The sequence below is a fragment of the Billgrantia hypersalina genome (assembly GCF_052584175.1).
This window is the reverse complement of record NZ_JBMIQI010000004.1, coordinates 1-19,542: the sequence shown is the minus strand read 5'-3', so window position 1 is coordinate 19,542 and position 19,542 is coordinate 1. Positions and strand designations below refer to the sequence as shown.

Sequence of the window (19,542 nt, the reverse complement as noted above, 5' to 3'; positions counted from 1 at the left end):
CGACTGGAGTACGTATAATGAGCACCATCGAAGAGCGCGTGAAGAAGGTTGTGGCCGAGCGCCTGAACGTCAAGGAAGAGGATATCCAGAATAGCTCCTCCTTCACCGAGGACCTGGGCGCCGACTCCCTGGATACCGTCGAGCTGGTCATGGCGCTCGAAGAGGAATTCGATACCGAAATTCCCGATGAGGAAGCCGAGAAGATCACCACCGTTCAGGAAGCCATCGATTACGTCAACGCCCATCAGTAAGGGCGCGGTCGTTACCGCTTGCTGAGGTGAGGGCCTTTCGCAAGGCCCCGGAAAAGCCGTCCTGATCCAGGACGGCTTTTTGCTTGGTATCGCAGCCGCGCTGCCCAAGCATGGAGCATGTCCGGTATAATGCGCGCAATGACGGCCTGCGGATGGGTCGTGCCATGAAGGTTGTCTGGAGGAATACTGATGGCTCGTAGAGTTGTGGTGACCGGGCTGGGGCTGGTCACGCCAGTGGGCAACACCGTCGAGGAGAGTTGGGAGAATATTGTTGCCGGCAGGAGCGGCATCGCTCTCATCGAACATTTCGATGCCACCAGCTTCAATACGCGCTTCGGCGGCTCGGTCAAGAACTTCGACATCAGCCCCTACCTGAACCCGAAGGATGCGCGCAAGATGGACCTGTTCATCCAGTATGGGGTGGCAGCGGGCGCCCAGGCCATCAGCGATGCAGGGCTCGAATGCACGGAGGAGAATGCCGAGCGAATCGGAGTTGCCATCGGGTCGGGCATTGGCGGGTTGCCGATGATCGAACACAACCACAATGCCCTCAATAAAGGCGGTGCGCGCCGTATTTCTCCCTTTTTCGTTCCTGGATCGATCATCAACATGATCTCCGGCAACCTGGCCATCCAGCATGGTTTCCGCGGCCCCAACATTGCCATCACCACCGCCTGTACCACCGGCACGCACAACATCGGTTATAGCGCCCGTACCATCGCCTACGGCGACGCCGACGTGATGATCTGCGGTGGCGCCGAGATGGCGACCACGCCGCTGGGCCTGGGCGGTTTCTCCGCCGCCCGGGCGTTGTCGACACGCAACGACGATCCCAAGGGGGCCAGCCGCCCCTGGGACCGTGACCGCGACGGCTTCGTGCTCTCCGATGGGGCCGGTATCCTGGTGCTGGAAGAGTACGAGCATGCCAAGGCGCGCGGGGCCAGAATCTATGCCGAGCTGACCGGCTTCGGCATGAGCGACGATGCCTTCCACATGACCGCACCCCCCGAAGATGGCAGTGGGGCGGCACTGTCCATGCGCAACGCGATCCGCGATGCGAAAATCGACCCCGCATCGGTGGATTACATCAATGCGCACGGGACTTCGACTCCCGCTGGCGACCTGGCTGAGACCCGTGCCGTGAAGAAAGTCATGGGCGAGGCGGCCGGCAGTGTGGCGGTGAGCTCCACCAAGTCGATGATCGGCCACCTCCTGGGCGCTGCCGGTGCCGTCGAGGCGGTCTTCTGCATCCTGGCGATTCGCGACCAGGTGGCGCCGCCAACGATCAACCTTGACAATCCCCAGGAGGGCTGCGATCTGGATTACGTCCCGCACGCAGCGCGCGAGATGAAGATCGACGTTGCGCTGTCCAACTCGTTTGGTTTCGGCGGGACGAACGGTACCCTGGTCTTTTCCCGGTTGCGTTGAGCCAAGCGGAAGGTTCGACGCCGATGGATAAATTGCCGGTCGACGACCGTGGCCTGGCGTATGGCGATGGGTTGTTCGAAACCATCCTGGTGCGTGACGGCAAGCCGCTGCTCTGGCAGGAGCACGTGGCCCGCCTGTCGCGCGGATGCGAGCGGCTTGGCATGCCCATGCCTCTTGCAGACGAACTCGACAGGCTGCCGGCACTCGCCGGGCCAGGACTCAAGGTGCTCAAGCTCATCCTGACGCGCGGCAGCGGAGGGCGTGGCTACCTGACTCCCCCACGGGCTGTGCCGCGCCTGATATGGCAGGTGGGCGATTTCGCACCCCTGAAGTCGCACTGGGAGACGGGAGTTCGGGTGCGTCATTGTCGGTTACAGCTGGGTATCCAGCCTCTTCTGGCCGGGCTCAAGCATCTCAATCGGCTCGAGAATGTGCTGGCACGCAGCGAATGGAACGACACCGACATCGCCGAAGGTATCCTCTGCGACAGCCAGGGGCACCTGGTCGAAGCCACTTGTATGAATCTGTTCTGGCAGTGGCAGGGACGTCTGCAGACGCCGAGTCTGGAAGGCGCCGGCGTGGCGGGTACGCTGCGGGCGGCCTTGATGGAACGCCTGGAGATTCAGGAAGTCAGTATGAGGCCGGAAGCGCTGGTCGACGCCGAGGCGGTGTGGCTCGGCAACTCTGTCCAGGGGATCTGGCCCGTCGTTCGCCTGGACGCAGCCGACGGTGCCATGCTGCGCAGTTGGGCGCTGGGCGGCGTTCACCGTGTGCTGCAGAGCGAGGCCCATGAGTTGCTGGGCTACCCAGTCGTCGAACATTGAGCTGCGAACAGGCCGGGCGAAGCGAACGGCGCGAACCGTCGCCGCAGTGAAGAGTTGGTAACGAGGAAGGCGCATGCTGCGTTTGCTTAAGTTGTTGGTGGTCTTGGTTATCGTGGCAGGCGTGGCGAGCTTCGCTGGCTACCGCTATTGGCAGGGTCGGCTCGAAGCTCCCATTGCCGTGGACGAGCAGACGCTCTATGAAGTGCCGCGCGGTGCGGGTTACAACCGCGTGATCTCGGACCTGGAAGAACGCGGCCTGCTAGAGGATGAGTGGGCGTTCCGCCTGCTGACGCGAATCGAGCCCGACACGGTACCGCGGTTGCGGGCCGGCGAGTACATGCTCGAGCCGGGCATGAGCGGACGTGAGCTGATCGAATTGCTCGGCAGCGACCAAGTCGTCACCTACCCACTGACCATACCGGAGGGTTGGACTATCCGTCAGATGCGCACGCGTCTCGAAACGGCGCCCAAGCTGGAGAATCGGACCCAGGGGCTTGGTGACGAAGAAATCATGGCGCTGCTGGACCGTGAGGGGCGTCATCCCGAAGGGTGGTTCTTTCCTGATACCTATCGTTATCACAAGGGCATGAGCGACCTCGATATTCTGCGCCAGGCACTGGCACGCATGGAGCAGGTACTGGAAGAGGTATGGGAAGAGCGCCGTGACGACCTGCCGATCGATACGCCCTACGAGGCGCTTATCATGGCATCGCTGATCGAGCGTGAAACCGGAGCTCCCGAGGAGCGTCGAGAAATTGCCGGCGTGTTCAAGCGGCGTATGGAGCGCGGCATGCGCCTGCAGACCGATCCTACCGTGATTTATGGCATGGGCGAGCGTTACGCGGGGCGTATCTCCCGCGCAGACTTGCAGGAATCGACGCCATACAATACCTATACGATCGACGGCCTGCCGCCGACGCCCATCGCCATGCCGGGGCGTGCTTCCCTCGAGGCCGCTGTTGATCCGCTGCCAGGCGATACCCTCTATTTCGTGTCGCGAGGCGATGGAACACACCACTTCTCGCGCAACTTGCGCGAACATAACAATGCCGTGAATCGTTATATCCGCAATCGCTGATCAACCCACTGAGCGCATGCCGGTGTGCGGCCGGACCTACAGGAGCCCCGATGCAACAGCGTGGACGCTTCATCACCCTGGAAGGGGGGGAAGGAGTCGGCAAATCGACCAACCTGTCATGGGTGGCCCATTGGCTGCAAGCCCGGGGCGTCGAGGTGGTGCTCACTCGCGAACCGGGCGGTACGTCACGTGCCGAGGCCATCCGTGAGTTGCTGCTCTCACCGGAGGCCGACGAACCCCTTGATGACGACGCTGAGTTGCTGCTGGTGTTCGCCGCCCGGGCACAGCACTTGGCGCAGCGCATTCGGCCTGCACTCGCGCGCGGCGCCTGGGTGCTTTGCGATCGTTTTACCGACGCCACCTTCGCCTACCAGGGCGGCGGCCGCGGCATCGATCCTGAGCGTGTCGGCGAGCTGGAGCGCTTCGTACAGCGTGGGCTAGAGCCCGACCTGACGTTGCTCCTCGACATGCCGGTCGAGGCGGCCCAACGACGCCTTCAGAGCCGTCTGCAAGCGCGGGGGCAGGGACGTGACAGATTCGAGCAGGAGCACGCGGCCTTTTTCGAGGCCGTGCGTCGGGCTTACCTGGCACGGGCCGAAGCGGCGCCGCAACGGATGGCCGTCATCGATGCCGATGCATCGCTTGACGCCGTGCAGTCAAGACTTGCGGCCTGCCTTGAGGAGCGCCTCGGCCCATGGCTATGAGCGAGCCCACGCCAGCACGCCCTCTGCCGTGGCACGCGCCGCTTTGGCAGCAGTTCCTGACGTTGTACCGCAGCGCTCGCTTGCCTCATGCCCTGCTGCTCTCCGGACCCCATGGGGTGGGCAAGCAGCGCTTCGCCGAGGCGCTGGTTGGCTACCTGCTTTGCCGCACCCCGGGTGAGGTGGCCTGCGGGGAATGTCACGGGTGTCACATGCTGGCCTCCGGCTATCATCCCGACCTGCTGCGTGTTTCACCGGAAGAGGGCAAGCGGCAGATTCGTATCGACCCCATCCGCGAGGTCAACGCCTTCGTCGCCCAGACGGCTCAGCAGGGCGGCCACCGCGTGATCGTGCTGTCGCCGGCCGAAGCGATGAACATTGCCGCCGCCAACGCGCTGCTCAAGAGCCTCGAAGAGCCGGGCGAGCGTACCCAGTTCGTGCTGTTGGCAGACGTACCCTCACGCATGCTGGCCACCATTCGCTCGCGTTGCCAGCACTGGAGCCTGCCGCTACCGGTACCGGAGCAGAGCCTGGCGTGGCTGACCGAGCAGCTGGGTAGTCGTGACGAAGCCGCATTCTGGTATCAGGTCTCGGGTGGGCTGCCGCTGCTGGCGGCCGAACTGGCAACGCCCGAGTCGAGGACGCTGCGCAAGCAACTGCACGAGACGTTCGATGCCTTGGTGCGCGGTGCCGAGCCCGTGGCCGAGGCGGCCCGTCTCGACCGCCAGTCGCTGGAGTCGATCCTGTGGTACGGTATTGCCTGGCTCGAGGATCTCATTCGTCTGGGGCTTTCCGGGGAGGCAGCGCAGGTCCGCAATCCCGATCTGCTGCCGCTTTATCGCCAGGCTGTGAAGAACGCCCGGGTACAGGACTGGTTCCGGCTGCTGGACTTCGCTCGCGAGCAGCGCCGCTTGCTGGCTGCTGGCGGCAATCCCAACCCTCAGCTGGTCATCGAGGCCTGGCTGGTTCGCTGGTCGACCCTGCTCCGCTCCTAAGCCAGGGTGAAAGGGAGGATAACGAATGGCACCGCAGAAGGCCCTGTCGCTGACGATTCAGGATGAGCAGACGCTGCTCTCCGCCTATATGCCGCTGCTGGAGCGGGGCGGTATCTTCGTGCCTACCCGTGAGCGCTACGAGCTGGGCCAGGAAGTCTACCTGTTGCTGGCCCTGCCCGGCGAAAGCGAGCGGGTGCCCGTCACCGGCCATGTCGTCTGGGTCTCGCCCGATGGCGTGGCAGGGCGCCGGGTGCCGGGCATCGGTATTCATTTCAGCCCCGAGGATCAGGGCGTGCGCGACCGCATCGAGACTCAGCTGGCAGGGCAACTGGACAAGGGTGTGCAGACCTACACGCTCTAGCGCAATCGATGCAAGGCGCGTTGAAGCGCTACCGCACCATCCCCAACAGAACGGCGCCCAGCGCCGCGGCGCTCAATACCGCAGCACAGCCATAGGTCAGCCACTTGTTGCGCCCGTCGCGGCCCAAGCGCAGGTCGAACAAGCCATGTCGGATGCGGTGCGCGGCGTGAAACAGCGGCAAGCAGACCACTGCCCCGACGAACAGGATGCCTGGCAGGCCGAACAACAGCGCGCGGGCGCGTTCGGCATCGAGCGAAATGATGCCGAGCGGAGCCAGCAGAGCGAGGAATAAAATAGCGGCAGGGGCGATGACGGCGAAGCAGACGCCGCCCGCGCTGAACAGCCCCCACCACAGCGGTTCGTCATAGGCCTGGCGGCGTGCAGCGGGCTTTTTCATCGAGGGGCTCCTACGAACAGCCACAGGAAAAGCAGAAGGACCACCACCACGCCAGCCCACTGGCCCGCCACGATGGCCTGGCTGGGCAAGGCGTGGCCCGCGATTCGCAACGGCATGACGCGAGGGAAGAGCTGAAAGAAGGTCCAGGCATGGTACAGGCTCGCCAGCAGGGCCAGCAGGTTGAGCAGCAGTACCGGCGGAGAGCCCATGAAGCCCAGCCAGCCCAGCCAGGGCGCGTCTCCCCGCAGCAGGGCAATGATCCCCGCCAGCAGGCAGGCGACAAAGAACACCAGCGGCAGCACCGTGGCTTCCCTCAGCATGTAAGCTAAGAAGTAACGATGCTTGAGCCACCAGGTTCGCTTGAGCGTCGGAAATGTGTCGGACGGCTTGCGCATGTTTCCCCCTATCCCTTGAACAGCGCGATCAGTGTGTGCTTGGCTGCTTCCACCTTGCCTTGATTCACCGCGGCTGCGGGGTCCACGTGTTTAGGACACACCTCGGAGCAGAAGCCGACGAAGGTGCAGCTCCAGACCCCTTCGTGCCGATTGAGCTCAGCCATGCGTTGGGGCTTGCCGTGGTCGCGGCTGTCCAGGTTATAGCGATGGGCGAGGGCGATGGCTGCAGGGCCCAGAAATTCGGGATTGAGCCCAAACTGGGGGCAGGCCGAATAGCACAGGCCGCAGTTGATGCAATTGGAGAACTGCTTGTAGCGAGCCAGCTGCTCAGGTGTCTGACGATGCGTCTCGCCGCCGTTCGCTGCCTTGTCGATCAAGTAAGGCTTAACGGCGGCGAGATGCTCGAGAAAGACTTCCATATCGACCACCAGGTCGCGTTGCACCGGGAAATGTGCCAGCGGTTCGATGCGGATTTCACCCGGGTAGTCACGCAGGAACGTCTTGCAGCCCAGCTTGGGAATGCCATTGACCATGACGCCGCAGGAGCCGCAGATGGCCATGCGGCACGACCAGCGGTAGCTCAAGGTGCGGTCCAGCATCTCCTTGACGTGATTCAGGGCATCCAGCAACGAGGTATTTTCGTCGACCGGCACTTCGAAATCCTGCCAGTACGAACCCTCTTCCTGCTCCGGCAAGTGGCGCCTGATACGGATCGCCTTGGTATTCATGAGCGGGCTCCCTTGTCGGCATCGGCTTGGGTATGGCCGGCCTCGCCATAGGCACGGACGGCAGGGGCGGAGAAGCGTACGTCGACATCTTGCCAGTTCAGCTCCGCCGGCGCGTCGCCGCGGTGGTAAACCTGGCTATGCTTCAGGAAACGGGAGTCGTCGCGCTGCTGCATGCCGTCATCGAGGCGCTGGTGAGCACCGCGGGACTCGCGTCGCTCCAGCGCGCCGAGGCAAGTCGCTTCGGCGATGTCCAGCCCGAAGCCCAGCTCGATGCATTCGAGCAATTCTGTGTTGTAGATTTTGCTGGCGTCATGCACGCGTACCTGGCGATAGCGCGCTCGTAGCTTCCGGACGGTTTCGAGAGCCGCCTGCATGCCCTCCGTGGTGCGATAAATGCCGCAACCCGCCTCCATGGTCTGGATCAGTTCGCGCTTGAGGGCGACCCAGTCCTCCGTGCCGTTGGTATCGCACAGGCTGGCCAGCGCCGCCTGCTGTCGTTGCGCCTGTTCTTCCAGCAACCTTGGATCGGCGAACGCCTGCGCTGCAGCGCGCCGGCTGGCTCGTTCGCCTGCCAGTCGACCGAAGACCAGCAGTTCGGTAAGCGAGTTGGAGCCGAGTCGGTTGGCGCCATGCAGGCCGACCGAGGCGCACTCGCCAGCGGCATACAGTCCCTGCACTCGGGTTTCGCACTGTGCATCGGTCTCGATACCGCCCATGGTGTAATGCACCGCCGGACGGATGGGGATGGGCTCGTGCACGGGATCGACATTGATGTAGGACCTGGCGAGCTCGCAGATAAAAGGCAGCCGTTCGCGCAGCACGGCCTCGCCCAGATGACGTAGGTCCAGATAGACCACATCGCTGCCGGCAAAAGTGCCGGTACGGCCCGCCTGCTGCTCCTGCCAGAATGCCTGGGAAAGCTTGTCCCGAGGCCCCAGCTCCATGTACTTGTTCTGCGGTTGGCCGAGCGGCGTTTCCGGGCCGAGCCCGTAGTCCTGCAAATAGCGATAGCCATCCTTGTTGAGCAGGATGCCGCCTTCACCACGACAGGCCTCGGTGATCAGGATGCCGGAACCCGGCAGGCCGGTGGGGTGGTACTGAACGAATTCCATGTCGCGCAGCGCCACGCCGTGGCGATAGGCGAGGGCCATGCCGTCGCCGGTGACGATGCCGGCGTTGGTATTGAAGCGAAATAGCCGGCCGGCGCCGCCGGTGGCCAGCACCACGGCCTTGGTGCGCAGCAGGGCCAGTTCGCCGGTCGCGACCTGCAGCGCGACGACGCCGACTACGGCGCCGTCGCTGACAGCGAGATCCAGCACGAAGTACTCGTCCAGGCGCTCGATCTCGGTATATTTCATCGAGGTCTGGAACAGCGTGTGCAGCATATGAAAGCCGGTCTTGTCAGCGGCGAACCAGGTACGAGCGGTTTTCATGCCGCCGAAGCGCCGCACCTGGATGGAGCCGTCGGCCTGGCGGCTCCACGGGCACCCCCAGTGTTCCATCTGCACCAGTTCCCGGTGGGCGTGACGAACGAAGTAATCGACAACGCCCTGTTCGGCCAGCCAGTCGCCGCCGGCAACGGTATCGTCGAAGTGGGCCTGCAGACTGTCCTCCGGGCTCGTCACGGCCGCTGCGCCACCCTCGGCGGCCACCGTATGCGAGCGCATGGGATAGACCTTGGAGAGCAAGGCGATGCGCTGCGGGCGGCCATCTGCCTTGGCCTGTTCGGCAGCGGCGATGGCGGCACGCAAGCCAGCGCCGCCGCCTCCCACGATGACGATATCGAAATCTCGTTGCTGCATGCTCTCTCCGTTTCCAGGCCTTGCGCCGGCGTAGCCGTCGTGGCGCGTTATCGCTTCGCAGACTAGCACTCGCTCTGTGCGTCAGCTATCGGGCGCCTGCGGGCTTGCATGCTTTTCTTGATCTATATCATTCAGCTGTTTGAAAGTCTTTGGCCTATCTGTTGTGTGTTTTCTTTCGCCCGTAACCTGTTAAACAGGCGCGCCGTTGGCGATGCCTCAGCCTGTCCACATCAGCCACAATAAGGGTCGGCTCATGTTGTCCGAATGGATGTCTCGCTTCTCCTGGAAAGCCCTGGCGCCACTGCTGGTTGCACTGCTGGTGGCGCTTTTGCCGGTGCCCGTGGGGCTGCCGCCGCACGCCTGGTACTTCTTCGCCATTTTCCTGGGCTGTGTGGTAGGGCTCATATTCGAGCCACTGCCTGGCGCCGTCATTGGCCTGATCGGGGTAACGGTGGCGGCTCTCCTTGCTCCCTGGGTACTGTATTCTCCAGAACAGCTGTCCGTGCCTGGCTTCAACGCAGCCAACAGTGCCTTTGCCTGGGCCGTTTCGGGATTCAACAATTCGGTGGTCTGGCTGATCTTCGGCGCTTTCATGTTCGCCCTTGGCTATGAGAAGACAGGTCTTGGTAGGCGCATTGCGCTGTGGTTGGTAAAGACCATGGGGCGTCGCACCTTGACGCTGGGCTATGCAGTGATGATCGCCGACGGCATCCTGGCACCGTTCACGCCCTCTAATACTGCGCGAAGCGCGGGCACGATCTATCCCGTTCTGCGCAACCTGCCTCCACTCTACGACTCCCGACCCAACGACCCCAGCATGAAGCGCATGGGCAGCTTCCTGATGTGGACGGCCATTGCCTCGACTTGCGTCACCAGTTCGCTCTTCCTCACCGCCTTGGCTCCCAACCTGCTGGCCATTGCTCTGACAGAGACCGCAACCGGGATTCGTATCGGCTGGGGCGAGTGGTTCCTGGCGGTGGCACCGGCCGGCATCCTGCTGCTGCTGCTCGTACCTTTGCTGTGCTATTGGCTCTGCCCCCCGGAAGTGAAGTCGGGCAGTGCGGTGTCCGACTGGGCGGAAGGAGAGCTCAAGGCACTGGGACGCCTGACACGCAACGAGCTGCTGCTCGTCGTGCTGGTGCTCATCGCGCTGCTGTTGTGGATCTTTGCCGGCGATGTTATCTCGGCATCGCTGGTGGGATTGATCGTGATCTGTGCCATGCTGCTGTTTGGTATCGTCAACTGGAACGACATACTCGACAACAAGGCGGCCTGGAATACCTTCGTCTGGTTCGCCACCCTGGTGGCACTAGCCGGCGGCCTCAGCCAGGTGGGCTTCGTTGGCTGGTTCGGTGACCTGGTCGGGGCACGCATCAGTCACCTCGACCCGTTGGTGGCGATGCTGGCCTTGACGGTGATCTTCTACCTGTTGCACTACTTCTTTGCCAGCGTCACCGCCCACGTCACGGCGCTGCTACCCGTCATGCTCGCTGCCGCCTCGGGTATCCCCGGTATCGATATGCACATGTTCGTGCTGTTGCTGCTGCCGACGCTGGGCTTCATGGGTATCTTGACGCCCTATGGCACCGGGCCGAGCCCCGTCTACTACGGCAGCGGTTTCTTGCCTGGTCCGCTGTGGTGGCGCCTTGGAGCTGTCTTCGGCCTGTTGTTCCTGCTTGTCTGGCTGGCGGTTGGCCTGCCTTGGTTGCTGCTCATTCTGTAGCCGGCGAGCTCGGCGGGCACGCCACTCCACGTCGACGTGGAGTGGCGTTTTCGTATACTCTGCACCTCCCCCTGAACGTTGCAGAGGAAGACGCCGCCGCCCATGTTCGTCGACTCCCATTGTCATCTCGATCGCCTCGACCCGACGACTCACGACGGTAGTCTCGCTGCCGCCCTGGAGGCGGCCCGGGCGCGTGACGTGCGTCAGTTTCTCGCCATTGCGGTGACCCTCGATGACGTGCCGGCCCTGGCTGAAATCGGCCGCGAGCACGCTGACGTGGCGATCTCTGCCGGGGTGCATCCCCTGCATCTGCTCGAACGCGAACCCGACGTCGAAGCCATCAAGGAGACGGCGGAACGTTTCGACGTCGTGGCGATCGGCGAATGCGGTCTGGACTACCATTACCTTGACAAGACACCCGAGCGGGTGCCGTCGCGGGAGGTTCAGTGCGAGCGCTTCCGGTGCCAGCTGGTGGCCGCCACCGAGCTGGAACTGCCCGTGATCGTGCACACCCGTGAGGCGCGCGAAGACACTCTGGCGTTGATTCGTGAGCACTGCGATCCGGCCATAGGAGGCGTACTGCATTGCTTTACCGAGGATCTCGAGATGGCGCGGGAGGCGGTGCGTCACGGCTTTTACATCTCGTTGTCGGGCATCGTCACCTTCCGCAATGCCGAGTCGCTGCGCGAGGTGGCGCGGCGGGTGCCGCTCGACCGGCTGCTGATCGAGACCGACAGCCCCTATCTTGCCCCGGTACCGTATCGCGGCAAGCCAAACGAGCCGGCCTGGGTGGTGGAAGTGGCCGAGTGCATCGCCAGCGAGCGCGGTATCAGCGTCGACGAAGTTGCCATGCAGACCACTGCCAACTTCTATCGGCTGTTTCGCCATGCCGCACCCGAAGTTTCCGCCGAGACCCGCGATGTGCTTGCCCGGGCCGGCTTGGTATAGCGGTACGGCACAGATTCATATCGAAGGTGCAAGCATGAACCTGGATCCTCTGCTCAATCACATCGAGTCGGATGGCGCCATTCCCCCGCTGGATCGCTGGCAGCCAGAGCGGGTGGGGGAGATGGACCTCGAGATCGCCGCTGACGGCCGCTGGTTCCACGAAGGCAGCGAAATGACACGACCTCGACTGGTCAGGCTGCTCTCGACCTTGTTGCGCCGTGAAGAGGATGGCCATTACTACCTGGTCACGCCGGTGGAGAAGCAGCGCATCCGCGTGGCCGATCGTCCCTTCGTCGTGGTCGATGCCGAGCAGGATCAGGCGGGGGACTGGTGGCTGACGACCCATGTAGGTGATCGTGTGCGGCTGGATGGCGAGTACCGCCTGCAGCTGAGTGCCACCCCCGATGACCTCCAGGTGCCGGAGGTGCCGGTCCGCTTCGGCCTTGCCGCCCGCCTGGGGCGTAACGTCTACTACCGCCTGGTGGAGCATGCCGAGCAGCGCTTGACGGAGAGCGGCGCGCTGGCGCTCGGGCTGACCAGCATGGGGGTATGGCAACCGCTGGGCGAGCTTCCCGCCGAGGCCACGTGAGGCTGACCGAGGAGCAGCGAGCGGTCGTCGAGCATGGCGTCGGTCATGCACGGGTGGCGGCGGTCGCGGGAGCCGGTAAGACGACGACCCTGGTCGCTCGCGTCCTGCACCTGCTGGCGCGAGGCGTACCGGCAAATCGAATCCTGGTATTGATGTTCAACCGTTCGGCGCGCGAGGACTTCCAGCGCCGGCTGGTCGAGATGGCGCCGGCCGGGCAGCGTCTGCCGGACGTGCGCACCTTTCATTCCCTGGGGCATCGCCTGACCGCAAGCCTCACCCGTTGGGGTGCGCTGGCACCACGCCGGCTGATCGCCGCCGACTGGCAGGTGGAACGCCTGCTGCGCCAGGCGACACTCGACGTCTTGGAGGACGGCGACCGGCGCGAGATGGCTCTTGAAGCCGACACGCTCGAAGCGCTGGCACACTTTTGCGGTCTGGTGAAGGCCGAGATGGTGCCTGCCGCCGATTTGCTGGATCGCCTCGATGACGATGAGGGTAGCGAGCACTTCGCCGAGACCTTCGAGCGATTCGAGGCGCTGCTGGCCGACCATGCCCTGATGACCTACTCGGACCTGCTCTATCGCCCCTTGCGTGCGCTGGAGGCCGACCCCGACCTGTCGCGGCGGGTCCAAGGCTTTCTCGATCAGGCGATTATCGACGAGTACCAGGACATCAACCAGGCCCAGTTGCGCCTGTTGGCATTGCTCGCCGGTCGCGAGGCCGACGTGATGGCAGTGGGAGACGCCAACCAGTGCATCTACGAATGGCGTGGTGCGCATCCCGACACGATGCGTGAGCATTTTACCGCCACCTTCGGTGCGGCGACCGACTATCCGCTCTCCTTGACGTTTCGTCATGGCCATTCGCTGGCGTTGCTGGCCAACCATGCCATCGCCGCCAACCGGCGCGGCCCTGACCAGCTGTGCCTGGCGGCACCCGGCAATCCGAGGACCCAAATCGCTGTCGAGCAGGGCAGCGCCGCGCTGCTGGCGACCCTGGCGCGCTGGGGGCAGGCCGGAAGAGCGTTGAGCGAAGCCTGCTTGCTGGTGCGCAGCTGGGCGCTGTCGGTACCGGTGCAGCTGCAACTGCTCCAGGCCGGCCTTCCGTTCCGTCTGTCTCGGGAGGATCGCTTCGTCTTTCGCCTGCCGCTGGTGCAGGCGCTGGCCGGCTACCTGCGCCTGGCGCGTACTCCCGTCCTGTTGAACGATCCGGCGCACCTGCTGCGGCTGCTCGAACAGCCTACGCCGTTCGTGGCCCGGGAGCGTCTCGTTGCCCTGGCGCAGCGCCTGGCAGAGACGCAACGCTACCCTGAGCGCGATGACCCTCTGTTGGTCGGCCTCAAGCCCATGCAGCGCCGCAACCTGAAACGGCGCTGGGCGTTGCTGTGCGAACTGCCGCGTCTCGGCGGCTGGGCCCCGGCGCGCCTGCTGGGCCACATCGTCGAGTCGCTGGATGCAGAAAAGGTCCTCAAGCGTGCCGCTGCGCGTCGCGAGAAGGGCGAGGAGGACGTGCGCCTGCTCGACGTACTCATCGAGCAGGCCGGGGAGGCCAGTGATATCGATGCCTTCATCGAACTGCTGGAGCGCCCCGTCGAGAACCATGCCGACGGGCTCCTGATCACCACCGTACATGGTGCCAAGGGGCTGGAGTGGCCGCTGGTCGTGGTGGCAGGGGTCAACGAGGAGGATTTCCCTCACTACAGCCGCGACAATCCGCTTTCGCCCGAGCGCCTGGAAGAGGAGCGGCGTCTGTTCTACGTCGCCGTGACCCGGGCGCGGGAGCGCCTGTTGTTGCTGCATGACAGTGGTGACCACCGTCCTAGCCGCTTCATCGTCGAGACGGCATGGGAGGATTGCCGTCAAGTGGCGACTCGATTGTCGAGTCCAGGTAAAGAAGTCGCTCCCTTGGCGGTTTCTTCACCCACTCTGGTCGCACGCTATCTCAGTGCCGTAGGGGCCGGCGGGTTGACTCTGACCCAGCGCTCGCCAGTGGTCGGGGAGCCGGCGGGAGCCTACACGCCACAGCCTTACCAACCAGGGCAGCGATTGCGCCATGCCGTCTTCGGCGAGGGTGAGGTCGTGGTAGTGGAGGGAGACCCCGCGGATCCGGTGATCGAGGTCAACTTCAAGCAGGCCGGTCGACGTCGCCTGTTGGCCTGCCGGGCTCCCATCGAACTACTCTCCAACGAGAGGGGGCTGACGGAAGCTCTTCAGGGAGAACGCACATGAGCCAGGTATTGACCACGGCCAAGCAGCTGGCCGACTCACTGCAGGGACACCAGCCGCCAAAAGTGCTTGACTGCCGCGCGAGGCTGGGCGACCGCGATGCCGGGCGTCGCCTGTGGGAGGCCGGGCACGTGCCCGGTAGCCTGCATCTCGATCTTGATCGTGATCTGGCCGCCGCACCTGGCGAGAGGGGGCGTCACCCGCTGCCAAGTACCGAGGCCTTTACGGCCACGTTGCAGCGATTCGGTATCACGCCCAGCGTGCCGCTGGTGGTGCTGGATGATATGAGCGGGCAGTTGGCCGCGGCGCGAGCCTGGTGGATGCTCGCCGTATGGGCGAGGCATCCCGAGGTGCGGGTGCTCGACGGTGGCTTGAGAGCATGGCAGGAGGCGGGCGGTGAGCTGGTGCTGGGCCAGGAGGCGCTGCCTGAGCCGAGCCGCTGGCAGCCATGCTACGAGGAAAGTGCCTTGATGAGTGCCGACGAGGTCTTCTCGGGACGGGAACTCAAGGTAGATGCCCGCAGCGAAGAGCGCTTTCGCGGTGAGGCCGAACCCATCGATCCGGTTGCGGGCCACATCCCCGGTGCGACGTGTCGTCCCAGTCGCATGAACCTGGCCGAAGATGGGCGTTTCAAGGCGCCGCTGGCCCTGGCGGCCGAACTCCCCCGTGGCGAGGCCCTCGTATCCTACTGCGGCTCCGGCGTGACCGCCTGCCATAACATTTTGGCCTATGCCATTGCCGGTATGCCCTTGCCTCGGCTCTACCCAGGTTCGTGGAGCGAATGGATTCGAGACCCATCACGCCCGGTGGCGCGCGCCTGATTACGCTAGGATTGTAGTACGCAGTTCTCGACAGGTAGCGTCAACCGCTGGGTAAAAGGAATCGTCAGGAAAGGAAATCCGGGGGGAACGACGATATGAACTTTGCGCTCATCGGAGCCGCCGGATATATCGCGCCTCGTCACATGCAAGCCATCAAGGATACGGGACATACCCTGGTGGCCGCCTACGATATCAACGATTCGGTAGGCATCATCGACTCCATCTCCACCGATTGCGCCTTCTTCACCGAGTTCGAGTATTTCATGGAGTACGCCTGGCGGCTCCGGCGGCAGAAAAAGAAGGCCATCGATTACCTGGTGGTCTGTTCCCCCAACCACCTGCACAGCGCCCATATCTCCGCTGGCCTGCATCTCGGTTGCGATGTAATTTGCGAGAAGCCCCTGGTATCGACCCCGGCACAGCTCGATGAACTGTGTTGCATCGAAGAGGAAACCGGCCGTCGCGTCTACAGCATCATGCAGCTGCGCCACCATCCTGCCATTCATGAGTTGCGCGACAAGGTCCTGGCCGAGCGGCGAGAGGGCCAGTACGACGTCGAGCTGACCTATATCACGGCGCGAGGCCCCTGGTACCTGGCCAGTTGGAAAGGGGACCCGCGCAAGTCGTTCGGTGTCATGGCCGAGATCGGGATCCATTTTTTCGACATGCTGCACGTGATCTTCGGTGAGCTGAAGGAACACGTGCTGCATTACCACGACGAGCACAAGGCAGCCGGTTATCTCGAATATGAGAAGGCGCGGGTCCGCTGGTTCCTCTCCATCGATGCCGAGGACCTGCCCGAACGTGTGCGCCGCCAGCATTCGACCTATCGCAGCATCACCTGTGACGGCGAAGAGTTCGAGTTTTCCAGCGGTTTTACCGATCTGCATGTCGTCAGCTATCGCGAGATCTTTGCCGGCAGGGGATTTGGCATCGAAACCGTGCGCCACTGCCTCGAAACCGTCCATCAACTGGGCCAGGCAAGTCCGGAAGCCCCCCGCGAAGGCGAGGCGCATCCCTACCTGGACAACCTCGAGCCAATACGCTCGGCTGCCATTTCCGGACGGGGCTGAGGGAGAGCGCGTGGATTACATCGACCTTGCCACCCAGCAGGCCCGTATCAAGCCACAGTTGGATACCGCCATTCAGGCGGTACTGGCGCATGGTCGCTACGTCCTGGGGCCTGAAGTGGACGAGCTGGAACGCCGACTGGCCGACTATGCGGGCGTTGCCCATTGCATCAGCTGCGCCAACGGCACCGACGCACTGCAGATCGCACTGATGGCGCTCGACATCGGCCCGGGGGAGGAAGTGATCCTGCCTGGTTTTACTTTCATTGCCAGCGCAGAGAGCGTCATCTTGGCCGGTGCCCGGCCCATCTTCGTCGATATCGATCCTGATACCTACCTGATCGATCCTGCCCGGGTCGAGGCGGCGCTTACGCCTCGAACCCGCGCCATCATGCCGGTTTCGATGTTCGGCCAGTGTGCCGACATGGAGGCACTCGGGCAGCTGGCGCGCCGGTACGACCTGGTCGTGGTGGAGGATGCGGCCCAGAGCTTCGGGGCCACCCGGTATGGACGACGCTCCTGCGGCCTGTCGCGCATTGCCTGTACCAGCTTTTTTCCCAGCAAGCCGCTGGGCGCCTATGGTGATGGTGGTGCGCTATTCACCGACGACGACACTCTCGCGGAAGCGGTGCGCCTCGTGGCACGCCACGGAGAGGCGCGTCGCTATCATCACACCCGCCTTGGCATGAATAGCCGCCTGGATACACTCCAGGCCGCCATCCTGCTGGCAAAGCTCGAGCTCTTCGACGAGGAGGTGGCGCTGCGCCAGCAGGTGGCCAAGTACTATGACCGGCTGCTGGACGAGGCGGGGGCCCTCCATATGATTCCGCGTATCGCCCCGGGCAATCGTAGCGTTCATGCTCAGTACAGCATCCGAGTGCAGCGGCGAGATGACGTGCGCTCGCGCCTGTCCGAAGCCGGCGTGCCGAGCGCCGTTCATTACCCGTTGCCACTCAATCGACAGCCCGCGATTGCCGACCCCGAGTGTCACCTGCCTATCGCCGAGGCGGTGTGTCAGGAGATCCTCAGCCTGCCGATGCATCCTTATCTCGAAGCCGGTCAGCAACATTACGTGGTTGAGGCTTTGCTCAATGCCCTGGCCTGACCCCTGTTCCATGACTAACGAAGAAGGGCGTACCGCAAGGTACGCCCTTCGTATGCAAGCGCTGGTTTCGAACTTCTGCCTCACATGTTGGGGTAATTGGGTCCGCCACCGCCCTCCGGCGCCACCCATTGGATGTTCTGCGCGGGATCCTTGATGTCGCAGGTCTTGCAGTGCACGCAGTTCTGGAAGTTGATCTGGAAGCGCGGCTTGCCGTCATCGTCCTCGACCACTTCGTAGACCCCGGCCGGGCAGTAGCGCTGGGCCGGCTCGGCGTACTTCGGCAGGTTCTCGCGAATCGGAAGTGCCGGATCCTCCAGCCGCAGGTGGCAGGGCTGGTCCTCCTCGTGGTTGGTGTTCGATAAGAACACGGAGGAGAGCTTGTCGAAGGAGAGCTTTCCGTCTGGCTTCGGGTAGTCGATCTTCTCGAATTCGTTGGCCGGCTTGAGGGCCGCGTGGTCCGGCGTGGTGTCGTGCAGGTTGGGCAACTTGCCGCCCAGCAACTGGTTGGCGAAGTTGTAGGCGCCGCCGCCTACGGTGCCGTACTTGTGGATCGCGGGGCCGAAGCTGGCGGTCTCCTTGAGCTCGGCGTAGGCCCAGCTCCGCTCCCATTTCTCGCTGAACGCCGTGAGGTCGCGACCGCCCTCGTCGCCGCCGGCGATCGCCTCGAAGACCGTCTCGGCCGCGACCAGGCCGGACTTCATCGCCGTATGCAGGCCCTTGATCTTGGCGAAGTTCAGCGTGCCGGCGTCGCAGCCGATCAGCAGGCCGCCGGGGAAGGTCATCTTCGGCAGGCAGTTTAGGCCGCCCTTGGCGATGGCGCGTGCCCCGTAGGCCACGCGCTTGCCACCCTCGAGATGTCTGGCCAGCACCGGGTGATGCTTCATGCGCTGGAACTCGTCGAAGGGCGAGAGCCAAGGGTTCTGGTAGGCAAGGTCAACGATCAGGCCAACTACCACCTGATGGTTCTCGGCATGGTAGAGGAACCAGCCGCCATGGGTGTCCATGGGCAGCGGCCAGCCCGAACCGTGCAGTACCAACCCCGGCTCGTGCTTCTCCGCCGGGATGTCCCACAGCTCCTTGAGGCCGATGCCGTAGTGCTGGGGGTCTTTGCCAGCGTCGAGCTTGAAGCGCGAGATCAGCCCCTTGCCCAGGTGGCCACGGGCCCCCTCGGCAAACAGGGTGTACTTGGCGCGCAGTTCCATGCCCGGCATGTAGCTGTCCTTGGGCGTACCGTCGGCGGCCACGCCCATGTCACCGATGAGGATGCCGCGAACGGTGCCATCCTCGTCGTGGATCACTTCCTGGGCGGCGAAGCCGGGGAAGACTTCGACGCCGAGTTCCTCGGCCTGCTCGGCCAGCCAGCGGCACAGGTTGCCGGCACTGATGACGTAGCGCTTCATGTCGCCGCCAGTGTTGTGCATGCTCTTTGGCACGAGTGCATTGGGCAGTTTCTGGGCCTTTTCGGCATCCTTGAGCAGGTAGACTTCGTCGCTCGTGGCGGGCGTGGTCAACGGTGCACCACGCTCCTCCCAGTCGGGAAAGAGTTCCTGGAGCGCACGTGGCTCGAAGACCGCACCCGAGAGGATATGAGCCCCGACCTCGGAACCTTTCTCCACGACGCAGACGGAAAGCTCCTGACCTGCCTCTTGAGCTTGCTGCATGAGCCGGCAGGCCGCCGTCAGCCCTGATGGGCCGGCACCGACGACGATTACGTCGAACTCCATCGAATCGCGTTCTACTTGCTCTGTCATCCGGTTGCTCTCCCCTCGGCTTCGTCGTCGGAAATGATGACACCAACGTCGAAAGAAAATAAAACGGTCGTTTGCTTCTCGATATTCTACATGATAGGCATAATAAACGACTCAGGACACCCCTACGATGGCTATGTTTCACAACCTGGCGCCGGGCTAGAGAGGGGATTGTTACTGCTGGCCGGTTCAAGGTAGTCGCTGATCTTTCCTGCAAGTGCCGGGACTTGGCGACTTCAAAACCAGAAGTTTCTTCCATCGAACCAAGCGAGGACACCATGAAAGTACTCGTCGCGGTCAAACGCGTCATCGACTACAACGTCAAGATCCGCGTCAAGCCGGATCACTCCGAC

General features: G+C 63.6%; 19 protein-coding genes and 1 pseudogene. 15 read left to right on the top strand and 5 right to left on the bottom strand.

What is annotated here, in order from left to right:
* The first annotated feature begins 17 nt into the window (after positions 1-17).
* From acpP to ACOJCM_RS02220, 7 genes are all read left to right on the top strand, one after another.
* On the top strand, positions 18-251 hold the full coding sequence (gene acpP / locus ACOJCM_RS02250) for an acyl carrier protein (protein ID WP_008956801.1): 234 nt from the start codon (positions 18-20) through the stop codon (positions 249-251).
* Between the two features lie 186 nt (positions 252-437).
* On the top strand, positions 438-1,679 hold the full coding sequence (gene fabF, locus ACOJCM_RS02245) for a beta-ketoacyl-ACP synthase II (protein ID WP_445210626.1): 1,242 nt from the start codon (positions 438-440) through the stop codon (positions 1,677-1,679).
* Positions 1,680-1,702: 23 nt separating this feature from the next.
* Entirely contained in the window at positions 1,703-2,503 is an 801-nt protein-coding gene (gene pabC / locus ACOJCM_RS02240) for an aminodeoxychorismate lyase (RefSeq protein ID WP_445210441.1), read from the top strand.
* A 73-nt stretch (positions 2,504-2,576) separates the two neighbouring features.
* Positions 2,577-3,581, top strand: a complete 1,005-nt coding sequence (gene mltG / locus ACOJCM_RS02235) for an endolytic transglycosylase MltG (RefSeq protein ID WP_445210440.1) — start codon at positions 2,577-2,579, stop codon at positions 3,579-3,581.
* Between the two features lie 50 nt (positions 3,582-3,631).
* On the top strand, positions 3,632-4,285 hold the full coding sequence (tmk, locus tag ACOJCM_RS02230; RefSeq protein ID WP_445210439.1) for a dTMP kinase: 654 nt from the start codon (positions 3,632-3,634) through the stop codon (positions 4,283-4,285).
* Positions 4,282-5,277, top strand: coding sequence for a DNA polymerase III subunit delta' (locus ACOJCM_RS02225; protein WP_445210625.1), 996 nt, complete (start codon positions 4,282-4,284; stop codon positions 5,275-5,277). The genes tmk and ACOJCM_RS02225 overlap by 4 nt, the downstream gene beginning before the upstream one ends.
* 25 nt (positions 5,278-5,302) lie before the next feature.
* Positions 5,303-5,638, top strand: a complete 336-nt coding sequence (locus tag ACOJCM_RS02220) for a PilZ domain-containing protein (RefSeq protein WP_445210438.1) — start codon at positions 5,303-5,305, stop codon at positions 5,636-5,638.
* Positions 5,639-5,666: 28 nt separating this feature from the next.
* Here ACOJCM_RS02220 and frdD read toward each other — a convergent pair whose 3' ends face one another.
* The 4 genes from frdD to frdA are packed head-to-tail and all read right to left on the bottom strand — an operon-like array spanning position 5,667 to position 8,960.
* The gene (gene frdD / locus ACOJCM_RS02215; RefSeq protein WP_445210437.1) at positions 5,667-6,035 is read right to left on the bottom strand and encodes a fumarate reductase subunit FrdD; all 369 of its coding nucleotides are present in this window, start codon (positions 6,033-6,035) and stop codon (positions 5,667-5,669) included.
* Positions 6,032-6,430 carry a fumarate reductase subunit C gene (locus ACOJCM_RS02210; RefSeq protein WP_445210436.1) on the bottom strand — a complete coding sequence of 133 codons (399 nt, stop codon included), beginning with the start codon at positions 6,428-6,430 and terminating at the stop codon, positions 6,032-6,034. Before ACOJCM_RS02210 ends, frdD begins: the two co-directional genes overlap by 4 nt.
* An 8-nt stretch (positions 6,431-6,438) precedes the next feature.
* A complete protein-coding gene (locus ACOJCM_RS02205; protein WP_445210435.1) occupies positions 6,439-7,158 on the bottom strand; it encodes a succinate dehydrogenase/fumarate reductase iron-sulfur subunit in 720 nt (239 codons plus the stop codon).
* A complete protein-coding gene (frdA, locus tag ACOJCM_RS02200; RefSeq protein ID WP_445210434.1) occupies positions 7,155-8,960 on the bottom strand; it encodes a fumarate reductase (quinol) flavoprotein subunit in 1,806 nt (601 codons plus the stop codon). The genes ACOJCM_RS02205 and frdA overlap by 4 nt, the downstream gene beginning before the upstream one ends.
* Before the next feature lie 253 nt (positions 8,961-9,213).
* Between frdA and ACOJCM_RS02195 the strand changes: the two genes are divergently transcribed.
* The 7 genes from ACOJCM_RS02195 to ACOJCM_RS02165 all read left to right on the top strand — a co-directional run bounded on the left by ACOJCM_RS02195 (position 9,214) and on the right by ACOJCM_RS02165 (position 17,441).
* Positions 9,214-10,683, top strand: coding sequence for an anion permease (locus ACOJCM_RS02195; RefSeq protein ID WP_445210433.1), 1,470 nt, complete (start codon positions 9,214-9,216; stop codon positions 10,681-10,683).
* 102 nt (positions 10,684-10,785) lie between these two features.
* Positions 10,786-11,631 carry a TatD family hydrolase gene (locus ACOJCM_RS02190; RefSeq protein ID WP_445210432.1) on the top strand — a complete coding sequence of 282 codons (846 nt, stop codon included), beginning with the start codon at positions 10,786-10,788 and terminating at the stop codon, positions 11,629-11,631.
* Between the two features lie 34 nt (positions 11,632-11,665).
* Complete coding sequence (locus ACOJCM_RS02185) at positions 11,666-12,220, top strand: DUF1285 domain-containing protein (RefSeq protein ID WP_445210431.1); 555 nt, start codon at positions 11,666-11,668, stop codon at positions 12,218-12,220.
* Entirely contained in the window at positions 12,217-14,448 is a 2,232-nt protein-coding gene (locus tag ACOJCM_RS02180) for an ATP-dependent helicase (RefSeq protein ID WP_445210430.1), read from the top strand. The genes ACOJCM_RS02185 and ACOJCM_RS02180 overlap by 4 nt, the downstream gene beginning before the upstream one ends.
* Complete coding sequence (locus tag ACOJCM_RS02175) at positions 14,445-15,266, top strand: sulfurtransferase (RefSeq protein ID WP_445210429.1); 822 nt, start codon at positions 14,445-14,447, stop codon at positions 15,264-15,266. The genes ACOJCM_RS02180 and ACOJCM_RS02175 overlap by 4 nt, the downstream gene beginning before the upstream one ends.
* 95 nt (positions 15,267-15,361) lie before the next feature.
* Complete coding sequence (locus tag ACOJCM_RS02170) at positions 15,362-16,339, top strand: Gfo/Idh/MocA family oxidoreductase (RefSeq protein ID WP_445210428.1); 978 nt, start codon at positions 15,362-15,364, stop codon at positions 16,337-16,339.
* Positions 16,340-16,349: 10 nt separating this feature from the next.
* Positions 16,350-17,441 (top strand): DegT/DnrJ/EryC1/StrS family aminotransferase, encoded by a 1,092-nt coding sequence (locus tag ACOJCM_RS02165; RefSeq protein ID WP_445210427.1) that lies wholly within the window; start codon positions 16,350-16,352, stop codon positions 17,439-17,441.
* An 80-nt stretch (positions 17,442-17,521) separates the two neighbouring features.
* On the opposite strand, the gene ACOJCM_RS02160 is transcribed toward ACOJCM_RS02165, so the two are convergent.
* Complete coding sequence (locus tag ACOJCM_RS02160) at positions 17,522-19,192, bottom strand: electron transfer flavoprotein-ubiquinone oxidoreductase (protein ID WP_445210426.1); 1,671 nt, start codon at positions 19,190-19,192, stop codon at positions 17,522-17,524.
* 275 nt (positions 19,193-19,467) lie between these two features.
* On the opposite strand from ACOJCM_RS02160, the pseudogene ACOJCM_RS02155 reads away from it, so the two are divergent.
* Positions 19,468-19,542 (top strand): annotated as a pseudogene (locus ACOJCM_RS02155) (electron transfer flavoprotein subunit beta/FixA family protein); the annotation flags it as partial.